General features: G+C 37.7%; 19 protein-coding genes, 1 pseudogene and 1 other annotated feature. Of the genes and pseudogenes, 19 read left to right on the top strand and 1 reads right to left on the bottom strand.

What is annotated here, in order from left to right; translation table 11 throughout:
* Positions 1 to 75 precede the first annotated feature (75 nt).
* The 19 genes and pseudogenes from H9632_RS03470 to H9632_RS03380 all read left to right on the top strand — a co-directional run.
* Positions 76 to 675 (top strand): translation initiation factor 2, encoded by a 600-nt coding sequence (locus H9632_RS03470; protein WP_191702725.1) that lies wholly within the window; start codon positions 76 to 78, stop codon positions 673 to 675.
* A 105-nt stretch (positions 676 to 780) separates the two neighbouring features.
* Entirely contained in the window at positions 781 to 1,374 is a 594-nt protein-coding gene (locus H9632_RS03465) for a Maf family protein (protein WP_191702724.1), read from the top strand.
* Positions 1,375 to 1,385: 11 nt separating this feature from the next.
* Complete coding sequence (gene radC / locus H9632_RS03460; protein WP_318247665.1) at positions 1,386 to 2,084, top strand: RadC family protein; 699 nt, start codon at positions 1,386 to 1,388, stop codon at positions 2,082 to 2,084.
* A gap of 373 nt (positions 2,085 to 2,457) precedes the next feature.
* On the top strand, positions 2,458 to 3,474 hold the full coding sequence (locus tag H9632_RS03455) for a rod shape-determining protein (protein ID WP_191702723.1): 1,017 nt from the start codon (positions 2,458 to 2,460) through the stop codon (positions 3,472 to 3,474).
* Between the two features lie 12 nt (positions 3,475 to 3,486).
* Positions 3,487 to 4,404 carry a rod shape-determining protein MreC gene (gene mreC / locus H9632_RS03450; protein ID WP_191702722.1) on the top strand — a complete coding sequence of 306 codons (918 nt, stop codon included), beginning with the start codon at positions 3,487 to 3,489 and terminating at the stop codon, positions 4,402 to 4,404.
* On the top strand, positions 4,404 to 4,922 hold the full coding sequence (mreD, locus tag H9632_RS03445) for a rod shape-determining protein MreD (RefSeq protein WP_191702721.1): 519 nt from the start codon (positions 4,404 to 4,406) through the stop codon (positions 4,920 to 4,922). Before mreC ends, mreD begins: the two co-directional genes overlap by 1 nt.
* A gap of 92 nt (positions 4,923 to 5,014) precedes the next feature.
* Positions 5,015 to 5,683 (top strand): septum site-determining protein MinC, encoded by a 669-nt coding sequence (locus H9632_RS03440; protein WP_191702720.1) that lies wholly within the window; start codon positions 5,015 to 5,017, stop codon positions 5,681 to 5,683.
* An 87-nt stretch (positions 5,684 to 5,770) separates the two neighbouring features.
* Positions 5,771 to 6,568: a septum site-determining protein MinD gene (gene minD / locus H9632_RS03435; RefSeq protein ID WP_191702921.1), complete on the top strand. Its 798-nt coding sequence runs from the start codon at positions 5,771 to 5,773 to the stop codon at positions 6,566 to 6,568.
* Positions 6,569 to 6,683: 115 nt separating this feature from the next.
* Entirely contained in the window at positions 6,684 to 7,223 is a 540-nt protein-coding gene (locus H9632_RS03430; RefSeq protein ID WP_191702719.1) for a hypothetical protein, read from the top strand.
* Positions 7,224 to 7,835 carry a site-2 protease family protein gene (locus H9632_RS03425; protein WP_191702718.1) on the top strand — a complete coding sequence of 204 codons (612 nt, stop codon included), beginning with the start codon at positions 7,224 to 7,226 and terminating at the stop codon, positions 7,833 to 7,835. It begins immediately after the preceding gene.
* Positions 7,836 to 7,880: 45 nt separating this feature from the next.
* Positions 7,881 to 7,958 (top strand) — a sequence feature (ribosomal protein L21 leader region).
* 14 nt (positions 7,959 to 7,972) lie between these two features.
* On the top strand, positions 7,973 to 8,281 hold the full coding sequence (gene rplU / locus H9632_RS03420) for a 50S ribosomal protein L21 (protein ID WP_191702717.1): 309 nt from the start codon (positions 7,973 to 7,975) through the stop codon (positions 8,279 to 8,281).
* A gap of 15 nt (positions 8,282 to 8,296) precedes the next feature.
* Positions 8,297 to 8,638, top strand: a complete 342-nt coding sequence (locus tag H9632_RS03415) for a ribosomal-processing cysteine protease Prp (RefSeq protein ID WP_191702716.1) — start codon at positions 8,297 to 8,299, stop codon at positions 8,636 to 8,638.
* Positions 8,639 to 8,651: 13 nt separating this feature from the next.
* Positions 8,652 to 8,948, top strand: coding sequence for a 50S ribosomal protein L27 (gene rpmA, locus H9632_RS03410; RefSeq protein WP_008405208.1), 297 nt, complete (start codon positions 8,652 to 8,654; stop codon positions 8,946 to 8,948).
* A 275-nt stretch (positions 8,949 to 9,223) separates the two neighbouring features.
* Positions 9,224 to 9,748 (top strand): Spo0B domain-containing protein, encoded by a 525-nt coding sequence (locus tag H9632_RS03405; RefSeq protein WP_191702715.1) that lies wholly within the window; start codon positions 9,224 to 9,226, stop codon positions 9,746 to 9,748.
* Between the two features lie 5 nt (positions 9,749 to 9,753).
* Positions 9,754 to 11,043 carry a GTPase ObgE gene (gene obgE, locus H9632_RS03400; RefSeq protein ID WP_191702714.1) on the top strand — a complete coding sequence of 430 codons (1,290 nt, stop codon included), beginning with the start codon at positions 9,754 to 9,756 and terminating at the stop codon, positions 11,041 to 11,043.
* A gap of 17 nt (positions 11,044 to 11,060) precedes the next feature.
* Positions 11,061 to 11,516, top strand: coding sequence for an ACT domain-containing protein (locus H9632_RS03395; protein ID WP_191702713.1), 456 nt, complete (start codon positions 11,061 to 11,063; stop codon positions 11,514 to 11,516).
* 133 nt (positions 11,517 to 11,649) lie between these two features.
* The gene (gene pheA / locus H9632_RS03390; protein ID WP_191702712.1) at positions 11,650 to 12,522 is read left to right on the top strand and encodes a prephenate dehydratase; all 873 of its coding nucleotides are present in this window, start codon (positions 11,650 to 11,652) and stop codon (positions 12,520 to 12,522) included.
* Positions 12,523 to 12,532: 10 nt separating this feature from the next.
* Positions 12,533 to 12,922: a thiol-disulfide oxidoreductase DCC family protein gene (locus H9632_RS03385; protein WP_191702711.1), complete on the top strand. Its 390-nt coding sequence runs from the start codon at positions 12,533 to 12,535 to the stop codon at positions 12,920 to 12,922.
* Between the two features lie 285 nt (positions 12,923 to 13,207).
* Positions 13,208 to 13,657, top strand: a pseudogene (locus H9632_RS03380) (FtsW/RodA/SpoVE family cell cycle protein); the annotation flags it as partial.
* A gap of 52 nt (positions 13,658 to 13,709) precedes the next feature.
* On the opposite strand, the gene H9632_RS03375 reads toward H9632_RS03380, so the two are convergent.
* The gene (locus H9632_RS03375) at positions 13,710 to 14,237 is read right to left on the bottom strand and encodes a transcription repressor NadR (RefSeq protein ID WP_191702710.1); all 528 of its coding nucleotides are present in this window, start codon (positions 14,235 to 14,237) and stop codon (positions 13,710 to 13,712) included.
* Positions 14,238 to 14,265: the final 28 nt, after the last annotated feature.

The raw sequence follows: 14,265 nt of genomic DNA, 5'->3' as shown, positions 1-14,265 counted from the left end.
CGACGACAGCAGTCTCGCCCTTTTTTATGTCTATTTTGCTATGGTTGATTAAAAAGAGATGGAGCTGTAGCAAATATGAAAGCTTTAAAGAATAATGCCATTTTCCAAGCAATGTTCATTGGAAGTCTTACAGGGCTTGCTGGCGTCCTAGTATTTGTTTTTATTTTACAATTACCAACAACAGAAAAAGAAGTTGCAGAAACCATTCCAACAGTGCAAACAACAGAGGAACAACAGCAAGTGAAGCAGCAATATTTTGCATTACAACATGGTGTTTTCTCAAATTTTGATAGCGCAGCTCAATTTTTAGCGACTTATCCTACTTTAAATAAGGCGGCTGTAGTGAAAGTGGACGAGCAGTATTTTGTTTGGTCACGCCTTGATACAACGAAGGTCGATGCTGCATTAGCGTTAATACCAAGTGGATTTTATAAAAGTATAACAATTGCAAGCAGTTGTCCTAATAATGCTGAACTTCAGCTGCCAATTACCTTGAAGGATACAAAAATGTTTACAAGTCAGCAGGCTGATACAATTGATGAACAACTTGTGCCAAAGGATTGGATTGGGTTGGCGTCGGAAGTTTCGAAGCTTTCTACAAACCCTAATATTATTCGGTTGCATATGTTTTTAAATTATTATGAGCGCCTAGATTGCCTGAAAGTGACATTTTAATATAGAAATATGCTAGAAATAGTCTATTTTAATGAAAAGCATCCACGGTAGTACAATGTTCAAATTTCCTATTGTCGGTTACTATAGATAATAGGAGGATTGGAAATGAATTTTACTACGAACGAACAACTTATTTTAGCTTCTTCATCACCACGAAGAAAAGAATTGCTCCAAATGATAAATATTCCCTTTACTATTGTCACAAGCGATGTAGTGGAAACGAGTGTCAAAGCAAATACAGTCCAGCAATATGTAACAGAAGTAGCGCTTTTAAAAACACGTGATGTCGCAAAAAAATGCCCGAATAAGTGCATTATTGGAGCAGACACTATTGTCGTGTTTAACGATCAAATATTACACAAACCTACTTCAAAAGAAGAAGCGATTCAGCATCTAACGCAGCTGGTGGGCAATCGTCATGAAGTGATGACTGCAGTAGCAATTATTTTAGCAGATGGAACAGAGCATACATTTGTTGAAAGGACTGCAGTTGTTTTTAAACAGGTCTCTCCACAAATGATAGAAGCATATGTTCAGACAGGAGATCCATTTGACAAAGCAGGGGGATATGGGATTCAAACGAGTGGCGCCATGCTCGTGGATCGCATAGAGGGAGATTATAACAATGTCGTCGGCTTGCCGATTGCATCGTTAGTTCAAAAAATGCTTACATTGCAACTACTAAAACTAACCTTTTAGGAGTGATGTCAATGACTGGAACGCCATTGTTGAATTTAAAAATCCATGATGTGCTAGAGGTAGACCGTCCGCGTGAGCGTCTTATACGTCAAGGTGCAAAAAGTCTATCGAACCAAGAGCTTATTGCAATTCTACTGGGGACAGGTACGAAAAAAGAGTCGGTACTGACCGTCGCTAACCGGGTATTGATAAACTTTGAGAAATTGCATAATCTTAAACATGCAACTCTTGAGGAAATTACGGATATTAAAGGAATTGGGGAAGCAAAAGCGGTATTATTATTAGCCGCGATTGAACTTGGTAGAAGGCTTGCAACGAAAGACTTAGAAGAACGTTTTACAATACGCTCGCCTGAAGATGCTGCTACATTTTTAATGCAAGATATGACGTCATTGCAACAGGAACATTTTGTATGCCTGTTTTTAAATGTCAAAAATCAAGTGCTCCATAAACAAACAATTTTTGTTGGAAGTCTAAATGCGAGCATTGTTCACCCGAGGGAGATTTTCCGTGAAGCTGTAAAACGTTCTGCAGCATCGATTATCTGTGCGCATAATCACCCTAGTGGGATACCTACACCTAGCCCAGAGGATGTCGATGTCACAACACGGCTATATGAAGCGAGTAAAATTGTTGGCGTTGATTTGCTTGATCATATCATAATTGGTGATCATCAGTTCATAAGTATGAAAGAAAAAGGGTATTTTTGACAGGAAAGACAAACGTAAGTGCACGTTTGTCTTTTTAATATGGATAGTGACATAGAAGAATTGTTACATTACAATAACAATTGTTATATAAATTAATGATTCGTCGACATATTTCGCATATGCAACTTTTATTTGTTATATTCGTCATGTGTATGTGGTGATTTTGTTAAATCTTACATATTAATTTTATTTGTTTCAAAGCGAAAATAGAAATACAATAGTAAAGTAGTGTTGTAGAAAAAAACATTCGACAAAAGTCGAGATTGAGAGCATGTGACACTATAATTATTTGATGAAATTCGTTATAATAGAGCGTATGATTTTAGTAACATCATAAAATAGAAATTGTTTTATAGGAAAGGGAGTACTTAATTTGTTTGGATTAGGGAATAAAGATGTCGGGATTGATCTTGGCACAGCTAATACATTAGTATTTGTAAAAGGAAAAGGTATCGTATTACGAGAACCTTCAGTAGTAGCGAAGAATACAAAAACAGGTGACATTGTTGCCGTTGGTAATGATGCAAAAAATATGATCGGACGTACACCAGGTTCTATCGTGGCAATTCGCCCAATGAAAGATGGTGTTATTGCTGATTTTGAAATTACAACAGCAATGATTCAATATTATTTAAGAGAAGCAATGAAAGCATCAGGCTCTAATTGGAAAAAGCCAAATGTTATGATTTGTGTTCCTTATGGTATTACATCTGTTGAACAACGTGCTGTTATTGATGCAAGCCGTCAAGCTGGCGCAAAAGAGGCATTTACTATAGAAGAACCGTTTGCAGCTGCAATTGGTGCTAACTTACCGGTTTGGGAGCCAACAGGTTCTATGGTAGTGGATATCGGTGGTGGTACAACAGAAGTAGCAGTCATTTCTCTAGGTGGTATTGTAACTAGCGAATCTGTACGTGTTGGTGGTGACGCAATGGATCATTCGATTATTGCCTACATCCGTAAGACATATAATTTAACTATTGGTGAACGAACAGCTGAAAGCATTAAGATGGAAATTGGTACAGCACTTTCTGAAGGTCCTGATGAAACGATGGAAATTCGAGGTCGCGATTTATTGACTGGTCTTCCAAAAACAATTGAAATAACTTCAAGTGAAATTTCAAAATCTTTACATGAAGCAATCGTTGTAATTTTAGATGGTGTGAAGAAAACTTTAGAGCAAACACCACCTGAGTTATCTGCAGATGTTATGGAACGCGGAATCGTACTAACAGGCGGTGGCGCATTATTACGTAATCTTGATAAAGTAATTAGTGATGAAACAAAAATGCCTGTATTCATAGCTGAAAACCCACTCGACTGTGTAGCGATTGGAACAGGTAAAGCGTTGGATAATATTGATTTAATTCGTTCGCAACAAGTGAAATAAGGAGGACTCGCAGTGCCACATTTCTCAAATAAAAAATTAATAATATTATTAGTAAGTGTTATTTTCCTTGTGGCATTGATTGGGTTCTCTCTACGTGATCGTCATAACGCAACATTACCCGAGCAAATTATTAAAGATACAGTTGGCTTTGCACAATCGATTGTCGCAAAGCCGACTAATTACATAACAAGTATTTTTAGCAATATTGATTCGCTGTTAAATACGTATGAAGAAAATCAGCGGCTAAAAATGCGCCTTGAGGATTTTGCCGTATTGCAGGCAGAAGTAAGTACTTTAAAAGCCGAAAATTCTTCATTGCGTGAACTCGCGTCAATCGAGGAAAGTTTGCGTGATTTCGATCCGATTCAGGCGACGGTCATTGCGAGAAACCCTGATCAGTGGGAAGAGAAAATTATATTAAATAAGGGTACAGCACACGGTGTTGAAAAAAATATGGCTGTTAGGACTTCTCGTGGGCTAATAGGTAAAATTGTAATTGCTACACCATATACATCAGAAGTGGAGCTCCTTTATACAAATAATGAAAATTATCGTGTATCTGCTATTGTAGTAGATGAAGACAATAAAGAAATTCATGGTTTAATAGAAGGGTATGACGATGAGCGTAACGAATTACTATTAAAACGAATTGATTCCAATGTTGAACTTGATGTAGGCGGTAAAGTATTGTCTTCTGGTCTTGGCGGGATTTTTCCAAAAGGTATTTTGATTGGAGAAATTACAGAAGTGACGACAGATGACTTTGGCTTAACAAAAATGGCCTATGTAAAACCGGCAGCAGATTTTTCAATACTCGATCATGTTATTATTGCCAAACGTAAAACGATTTCGATTGACGGTTCAGATGGGTCTGGCACAAATGAAGATTTAACGAATGAACCGATTGTGGAAGTTGAGGGGGAGGAATAATGCTCGCTCGGTTTTTAATAGTGTTTGTAGGTATTTTGCTGTTTTTATTTGAATCTGGATTAGCTATGTTTTCACCTTTACAGCTAGGTGATGATACTTACTATTTAATTCCTCGGTTTTTAATTTTATACTTAATCTTTTTAGCCATTTATTATAGTCGTAAAAAAGCCATGATTTATGGTCTTATTTTTGGACTATGTTTTGATGTGTTTTATATTAATATTATAGGATTGTACATGGTGTTGTATCCAGCTGTTTGCTATATTGCAGCATGGTGTGTAAAGCGGATTCATCCCCATTTAGTATTTTCGATGTTTTTGGCTTTATTATTAATGGTTATTTTTGAATTTGTAATATATGAATTTTTCTATATTCTACAGTTTACAACAATGGCAGTGCAGCCATTTATAGTTAATCGATTAGTTCCTACAACAATAGGGAATCTATTATTTTTAATAATGCTTGCTTGGGCGTTTAAATATTGTATTAGCGCTCGCGTATTTCAACGTGCACAATAAGCATTGTAAAACAAGTGATGAAGAGACAACTCGAACATTAGTTTCGGTTGTTTCTTTTCACCATTATGTAGCGCGAGGTGACTTGAAAAGCTATGAAAAAACAACTTATCCATATTAAAGGAACTAAAGATGGATTGGTCCTTCGTTTGGATGATCAATGTTCTTATTCTGAATTAGTAGAAGAACTTGAGAAAAAAGTTACAGAAGGACATCTGGATGGTAAAATAGATGTACAACTACACTTAGGGAAACGTTACTGTACACCAGAACAAAAAGCGCAGCTTACAAAAGTTGTTGAGGAACATCAAAAGTTATGTGTGAAAAAAATTCAAAGTGATGTCATTACGATAGAAGAAAGCTTTAAACAGCTTGAAACAAATCGCTTTGAAACATACGTAGGAATTGTTCGGTCTGGACAAACACTACGCGTAACGGGAGATCTTCTTGTCCTGGGCGATGTAAACCCGAATGGGCGGATTGAAGCAGGCGGTAATGTACATATTGCGGGTAAGTTAAAAGGAATAGTGCACGCTGGTGTAAATGGGAATGAGGAAGCGATTGTGTATGCCTCGCATTTTGAACCGACACACGTATTAATCGGCAATCATGTTGAGGTCATGACAAACGAATCGCAATTTATATTAGATCATACCCATCAAATATTTGCATATCTTGGAGAAAATGACATAATTGCTTATGATAGAATCCAAGAGTTAAGAAATATACGACCGAATTTATCAACATATAAAGGAGGAAGCTAAATGAGTGAAGACGAATTATTATTCTCTAAGAATATTGATGATGCAATTACTCAAGATGCTACCTTACATAAGGAAGGGGCCGCTAATGTGGGAGAAGCAATCGTTATAACTTCAGGAAAAGGTGGCGTAGGGAAAACGACTACGACGGCAAACCTAGGAACTGCATTGGCACTTCAAGGCAAGAAAGTTTGTTTAGTGGATACGGATATAGGTTTACGTAATCTGGATGTGATTTTAGGGTTGGAAAATCGTATTATTTATGATTTAGTGGATGTTATCGAGGGCCGTTGTAAAATGCATCAAGCGTTAGTTAAAGATAAGCGAGTAGATGAACGTTTGTATTTATTGCCTGCTGCTCAAAATACAGATAAAAATGCAATAAACCCGGAACAAATGAAGATCGTAGTAGATGAGCTAAAGCGAGAGTTTGATTATGTGTTAATCGATTGTCCTGCTGGTATTGAGCAAGGCTACCGTAATGCTGTTGCTGGGGCAGATCGCGCTATCGTCGTGACAACACCTGAAATTTCAGCAGTGCGCGATGCAGATCGTATTATCGGTTTGCTTGAGCAAGAGCCTATTGAACCACCCAAACTTATTATTAACCGTATTCGAAAAAGCTTAATGGCCAACGGAGATGCGATGGATATTACGGAAGTTACAACGCATCTTTCCATTGATTTATTGGGGATTATTGTCGATAGTGAAGATGTAATTAGCTCTTCGAACAAAGGTGAACCAATTGTAATGAATCCGAATAATAAAGCATCTTTAGGCTATCGCAATATAGCCCGTCGTATTTTAGGGGACTCTGTACCGTTAATGAGTTTGGAAGACGACCAGCCAAAAGGTGTATTTGCCAAGTTGAAATCATTATTTAAATAAAGTGTGAGCTGTATGGAATGTTTCGGCCGTCCATGCAGCTTTTTCTATTAACGGCTTTCTTGAATTGAAATGTCTTTCATGACATATAATAGTTCAAAAAGATTGGATGGTGAGCTTGAAAAAATGGCAATGGCTCATCGCGAGCGTCGTCTTTGTGATTATTTATGCCTGTAATTATTATGGGGATATATCTACAAAACGTGTTATTCATTCCATTGTATATAGCTCGGATGACTTAGTCATGATGAGAAAGGCAGTTGTGAATATACTGTCCAAGGATGAATCACAGATCCCTGTAAGTGCAGATATATCAATCAATCAATTACAACTTTTCCAGACGATTGATCGCTTTAACGATGGCTTTTTACTCGCTTATGATGAACCTTTTGTATTAAATGCTTTGTTTGATGGCCTAATTGTTTTTACTGGGCATACAAAATATAATGGAAAAGCAATTTCGATTGTATATGATACAGGGGACACAGTTACATTTGGCTTTGTCGATGATTTTTATGTATTACCTTATACAACTGTAACGAAAGGGATGGTTGTTGCAACTAAAAAAGCCGGAAAACTGTATGTGCAAATTGAGCGCAACGGGCAGGTTTTGAATATGGAAGAAACGATTCGCTGGCTAAAGGAACAGTCCATCTAAATGAAAATTACGATACATCCATTATTTTTGTTACTGCTCTTATCTATTATTTTGTATGGAGATATTGCGATATACAGTGTCATTATTGTATCGTTATTATTTCATGAATTGGGTCATTTCATCGCAGCAAAAATAGTTGGAGCGCACATTACTCAATGTAAAATCGTTCCGTATGGCGGTGAAATGAAGATTAAGGATGAAATGCAATTATCCTACAATCAGCTCATTATTATTGCTTTAGGGGGACCGATTGCAACTTGTATTGGAATTTTTATCAGTGCTTTTTTGCCTCCTATGCTTAGTGCGAGGTTAATAGAAGTTCAATTATTTATTCTAGCTATTAACCTCATTCCGATTTGGCCTCTTGATGGTGGTAGGATATTATGCTATAGCTTATTAAAATGGCGGCCGTTTTCTAAAATTTTCGAATTTTATTTAACGGCCTCTTTTTATTTACTTACAGTAATAATTATCGTACTATTATATTTATTGCCGCAATCATTGTCATTAACAATCATTGGTCTCTTTTTATGGACCAAAGTAATAGGCGATTGGAAATTTCGGAAATACCGTTCTGCATTTGAAAAAATAGTAATGAATAGGTTGACTTGATATTTTTGATGTGGTAATATTTTAATGTTATTGTTTGTAGCACCCGTGCTACTGCAACCGCGCTGAACAGGTTTAAGTGCCTTTATTGGTCACCTGCAATTCCGGGCGAGTCTGAGTCTAAGAGGAGGTGCATTTTAATGTACGCAATTATTGAAACTGGTGGTAAACAAATCAAAGTTGAAGTAGGCCAAGAAATCTATGTTGAAAAACTAGGTGTTGAAGCTGATGAGGTTGTAACTTTTGATAAAGTTTTATTCGTAGGTGGCGAAACTGTAAAAGTTGGAGCTCCAATGGTAGCTGGCGCAACTGTGACAGCTAAAGCCGTTAAAGAAGGTAAACAAAAGAAAATTGTTGTTTTCAAACTTAAAGCGAAGAAAAACTACCGTCGTAAACAAGGTCACCGTCAACCATATACAAAATTAGTAGTTGAATCAATCAACGCTTAAGAGTAGGTGATGGATATGATTACAGTAACTATTTATAGTGATGAAAATCGTAAATCGTATGGATTTGAAATTTCAGGACATGCTTTATCGGATGTCTATGGTCGAGATTTAGTTTGTGCAGGTGCATCTGCTGTTGCCTTTGGTGCAGTAAATGCTATTCCACAAATTACTGGTATTACACCAGCAATCGAGCAAGGTCCGGAGGGTGGTTACTTAAAAGTAACGATTCCTCAAGCTGAACTGAATGATGAAACAGACGCAAAATTACAGGTTATTCTGAACACAATGGTAACGCAGTTTTATACAATGACTGCCAGCTATTCAGAATATATCGAATTGAAATATAAAATGATCTAGGAGGTGGAACAGTATGTTATTATTAACTTTAGATCTTCAATTCTTCGCATCTAAAAAAGGTGTAGGTTCTACTAAAAACGGACGTGACTCTGAGTCAAAACGCCTTGGTGCTAAACGCGCTGATGGTCAATTTGTTACTGGTGGTTCAATTCTTTACCGTCAACGCGGTACAAAAATTTACCCAGGTACAAACGTAGGCCGCGGTGGTGACGATACATTATTCGCAAAAGTTGACGGCGTTGTTAAATTTGAACGTTATGGTCGCGACAAGAAAAAAGTATCTGTATACCCTACAGCTCAAGAAGCATAATTCTTGCAATGAAAGGACTGCATTTATTGCAGTCCTTTTTTTCACTTTTTCACTTTTTTTAGCGGATGTCACGGTTCGGGAGAAAAACGGCTCAGTGATCCACTGTAGTCAACTAGCTGAACTGGTTGCAATTATGCCGAGGTATAATTGATATGAATGGTTGAAATTTTCTTAAGTATCGATTATGTCATTCTTTTGAGAACAGATGAATAGAAGGAAAATAGATGTGAAACTTGTTATACTAGTAACGATACTGTAAAACGGAGAGTGGAAAAATGACTGATTCAAAATTAACTGTAACTGAAGCGTTACGCTATGCAAATCATGACTTTTTAAATCATCTTCATTTGATTCAAATGAATTTAGATTTAGGTCGAGTGGACGATGCAAAAAAAGTGATTTTTGAACAGTCAGAGCATTGTAAGATGCTTTCGAACATCAATCGACTTCAATTACCTAATACGATGGAATGGCTTCATACAGTACAATGGCGTTTCCCAGCTATACAGCTTCAAATGGATAGCGATGTAAGTGCACCAGTTGAAAGCAAGTACGATGAAGCTATTACTCAATACTTGGAAAATACAATTATTCATGTTTATGACACGCTTGATCCATATGAAGAGCACAAATTGCAGTTAAGTATCGAAGCAAAAGAAAATAAGTGGAATATTTCATTTCATTTAACGGGAAAATGGGAACAGTCGCTATTTTCAATAGAACAGAATATTTTTGGTGTGGACACATATGAACAAACTAATACAAGTTGGAGATATGTCCTTCACATGCATGAGGAGTGAAAGAAATGTTTGTCGATCACGTAAAGATTTACGTTAAAGGTGGAGACGGTGGAGATGGAATGGTTGCATTCCGCCGTGAAAAATATGTACCGAATGGTGGTCCAGCAGGTGGCGATGGTGCCCGTGGTGGTAACGTTGTTTTTGAAGTAGAAGAAGGTTTACGTACGTTAATGGACTTCCGCTACAAACGCCATTTCAAAGCTGAACGTGGAGAGCATGGGATGAGTAAAGGGATGCACGGTCGTCGTGCAGAAGATTTAATCGTTAAAGTGCCACCAGGAACAGTAGTGATGAATGCCGAAACTAAAGTTGTAATTGCCGATTTAGTTGAACATGGTCAACAGGCTGTTATCGCTAAAGCAGGGCGTGGCGGACGTGGTAACTGCCGTTTTGCTACACCATCAAATCCAGCACCAGAATTAGCCGAAAAAGGTGAACCAGGTCAGGAATTAGAAGTTATTCTAGAATTAAAAGTATTGGCTGATGTTGGTTTAGTTGGTTTTCCTTCTGTAGGAAAATCTACATTATTATCTGTCGTTTCTTCAGCAAAACCTAAAATTGGTGCTTACCATTTTACAACAATTGTACCGAACTTAGGAATGGTAGAAACAGATGACGGTCGTTCATTTGCAATGGCCGATTTACCAGGTTTAATTGAAGGCGCGCACCAAGGCGTGGGCTTAGGAATGCAATTTTTGCGTCATATCGAGCGTACACGTGTAATTGTACACGTAATCGATATGTCTGGGATGGAAGGCCGAGAGCCATATGACGATTATGTAACGATTAACAACGAGCTAGAACAATATAATTTACGTTTACTTGAACGTCCGCAAATTATCGTTGCCAATAAAATGGACATGCCAAATGCGGAAGAAAACTTGGAAGAGTTTAAAAAGAAAGTAGGCGAAGACGTAAAAATCTTCCCAATTTCAGCAGTTTCTCGTCAAGGTTTAAAGCCATTACTATTTGAAATTGCCGATCTTATAGAAGTAACACCAGAATTCTTATTGCATGATGTATTGGAAGAAGAGTCGGATGCGGTAGTAATGTACAAACATGAAAGCCAAGGTAGCGACTTCGAAATTACGCGTGATGATGATGGTGCATATGTACTTTCAGGTTACACAATTGAACGTTTGTTCAAAATGACTGACTTCAGTCGTGAAGACGGTATTCGACGCTTTGCCCGCCAACTACGTGCGATGGGTGTCGATGAGCAATTACGTAAACGTGGTGCTCAAAATGGCGACACAGTACGTTTAATGGAATTCGAATTTGACTTTGTCGATTAATTAAGTGGGGGATGACGATGAAAAACGTAGCTAATCAGCGATATTATTTAGTGCGTGAGGACGTATTGACAGATGCGATGCAAAAAACGTTAGAAGCAAAACAATTATTGCAAAAAGGCTCTGTTACTTCCATTTGGGATGCGGTAAAAGAGGTTGATTTATCTCGAAGCGCCTTTTATAAATATCGTGATGCTGTTTTTCCTTTCCATTCGATTGTGCAAGAACGTATTTTAACGGTGTTCATTCAACTGCAAGATCGTAAAGGTACACTTGCCAAATTACTCGAAACAGTATCGGATGCACATTGCAATGTGCTGACGATTCACCAAACGATTCCGATTCAAGGGCGTGCAAATGTTACGCTGTCATTGGACGTTACAAGTATGTCGAATGAATTGGATGAACTCATTCGCAGCTTAAATCATCTTGAATTTATCGAATCGGCTGAAGTTATTAGCTCGGGTGCATTTTAACCTCTTGTATTTACGCAATTGCACCAAGGCATAACCGAATAATTAGGGCTGTCCAATCTGCTAGGGCAAATGGACAGTCCTTTCTTTTAATTGTATTTAACAGAAAATTTAGAATGATATTGAGGTGTACATTATGTCAGAAAATAAATGGGAAAAGCGAATTGCCTATCTAGGTCCTGAAGCATCTTTTACATATTTAGCAGCAAAGGGATTATACCCGCAGGATTGGCATATTCCGTATAAATCGATTCCGGAATGTATTGAAGCTGTATCGGAGGGGAAAGTCGAGCTAGCGGTTGTCCCTGTCGAAAATGCATTGGAAGGTTCAGTCCCGTTAACAATTGACTATTTATATCATGAAGCAGAGCTATTTGTAACAGCTGAAGTAATGTCAAAAATTCAACAGCATTTATTGGTAAATAAAAAGTTCGCTGAAAATTTAGATGTGCTTGAAGAAATATATTCACATCCACATGCATTGGCACAATGTCATAAATTTTTATTTTATACGCATGGTAGTGTGAAGCAAACACCATATGCTTCAACTGCAGCTGCCGCCGAGCTTGTTTCGCAAACAGAAGATCGCTGTATTGCAGCCGTTGCCAACCTTTCAGCAGCTGAAAAATATAACCTACATATTGCAGAACATAATATTCATGATTTCCATTTTAATCATACGCGCTTTTTTGTATTATCGAAGCAAAATATAAAGCATGGCTTAGTACCGTTGCAATCACAGCCGAAAACAACATTTATGCTTACATTACCGACAGATGTGTCCGGTGCGCTTCATCAAGTATTATCTGTATTTGCATGGCGTAAAATAAATTTGAGTAAAATAGAATCACGACCACTAAAAACAGGGCTCGGGAATTATTTCTTTATTATTGATATACTAGCTGATGAAGAGGAGCCGATGATGAAAGGTGCTGTTGAGGAGCTTATCGCTCTTGGCTGCACAGTGAAGTCGCTCGGTACATACTTTACTTATGTAACACCAGAATGAGGTGGAAATCTTGAGACGTCTTATACTATTTGATGGAGAATGCAACTTCTGTGATGCGAGTGTTCAATTTATTATAAAGCGTGATCCGAAAGCATTGTTTAAGTTTACCTCGCTTCAAAGTGATAGCGGGATGGAAATGTTGAAAAAGTTCGGTGTCTCCGAAAAAACGGACAGCATTGTATTGATTGAAGGGGATAATCACTATACTGAATCGACAGCAGCGCTTAAAATTGCACGAAATCTAACTGGTCTCTGGAAGCTGTGCTATATTTTCATTGTAGTGCCAAAACCACTGAGGGATATTGTCTATCGGTTCGTTGCAAAAAACCGCTACAAATGGTTCGGGAAAAAACAGGAATGCATGTTGCCATCAGCAGAGCAACGAAAAAGATTTTTATAAAATGAAAAAGTGCACTCGGATGAATAGAGTGCACTTTTTTTATGCTTAATTTAATGGAATAATACGATGCGCGTCATTTTATTAGAACAATGCTGAGGGATATTAGAAGATGACAGTTGGATATTAGCAAATCCAACGGAGATATTAGATAAAAGTCATTGCATTTTAGCACAAAGGGACACTTTATTAGAAAATCGGGATTTTATTAGAAAAAATAAAATTATATTAGAAGATTTATAAATATATTAGAATTTCCCGCGTACTTAATCCAGCAATCCAGAAAGCTATGCTACACAGGAAGGCTATGTTTATCTGGCAATCAAAAATGCATTAAATGAAGCTGGGTGGTTTGGGGCAGAGACGGTTCGTTATATTCCGGAAGGGCATACAGATTTTGCTTTAGTACAGCTTATCCAGGAATTTGGTTATATTGCAGGAATTGCTGTCATAACGGTATTATTCGCCATCGCAATTCGTATACTTTGGAAAGCAAAACAATTAGCCCGTTCATATGGCAAATTGCTTATAATTGGAGCAGTATCTTTTTATTGCATGCAGTTTGGATATTCTGTGGCTATGATTCTTGGCTGGTTGCCGATTATCGGATTATCGCTTCCGTTTGTAAGTTACGGTTTTACATCTCTCCTACTAAACTCATTTGTCATCGGGATTGCACTTAGCGTGTATCGCCGGAAGACATTCATCGGGAGTGGCGTGCAGCAGAACTATTCATAAGAAAAACAGCTTATTCATGTGACAGGGTGTCTTTTGAATAAGCTGTTTTATCTTAGTTTTCAATCAAAAACCCGCGCTGACGTAATTTCTCTTCGGCCAGATTCAAGCTTTCTTCAGAAGTCGAGCTAATGACGTGTAAGTGTGTACCGTCCGTTAATGTAGAAAGATAAAGGGCATTAGTTTCGTGGACGCGTTTTACAAAATGCTCAACTTCTAAGCGGTTAGATACCATAATAGAGGCTGTAATTTCGCCATATACCGGATGCTCGACAATAACGCTTTCGACCATAACCCCACAATCGACCAAAATGAATAGCTCTTCTTTCGCTTCCTCGGCATTATGCATGCAGACAATTTTGCGTTGTATACGCGTTTGTTGAACATTATGCATATAAATATAACCTTGGCTTGTAGCGACAATAGGTTCATTACGTGCTTTTAATAAATTCATATCATTTACAATGACTTGTCTCGAAACATTTGTATGCTTTGCTAAATCCGTGCCTGTTAGCGGTTGTGCTGCATTCTTTAATAATGCAAGCAATTCGAGACGGCGTTCTTCGCCTAATAATTTTTTCATCAATTCCACCTCAATTAGCATACCAGTT

The organism is Solibacillus merdavium (genome assembly GCF_014836935.1).
GTDB lineage: Bacteria > Bacillota > Bacilli > Bacillales_A > Planococcaceae > Solibacillus > Solibacillus ferritrahens.
This window is presented reverse-complemented; position numbering and strand designations above follow the sequence as displayed.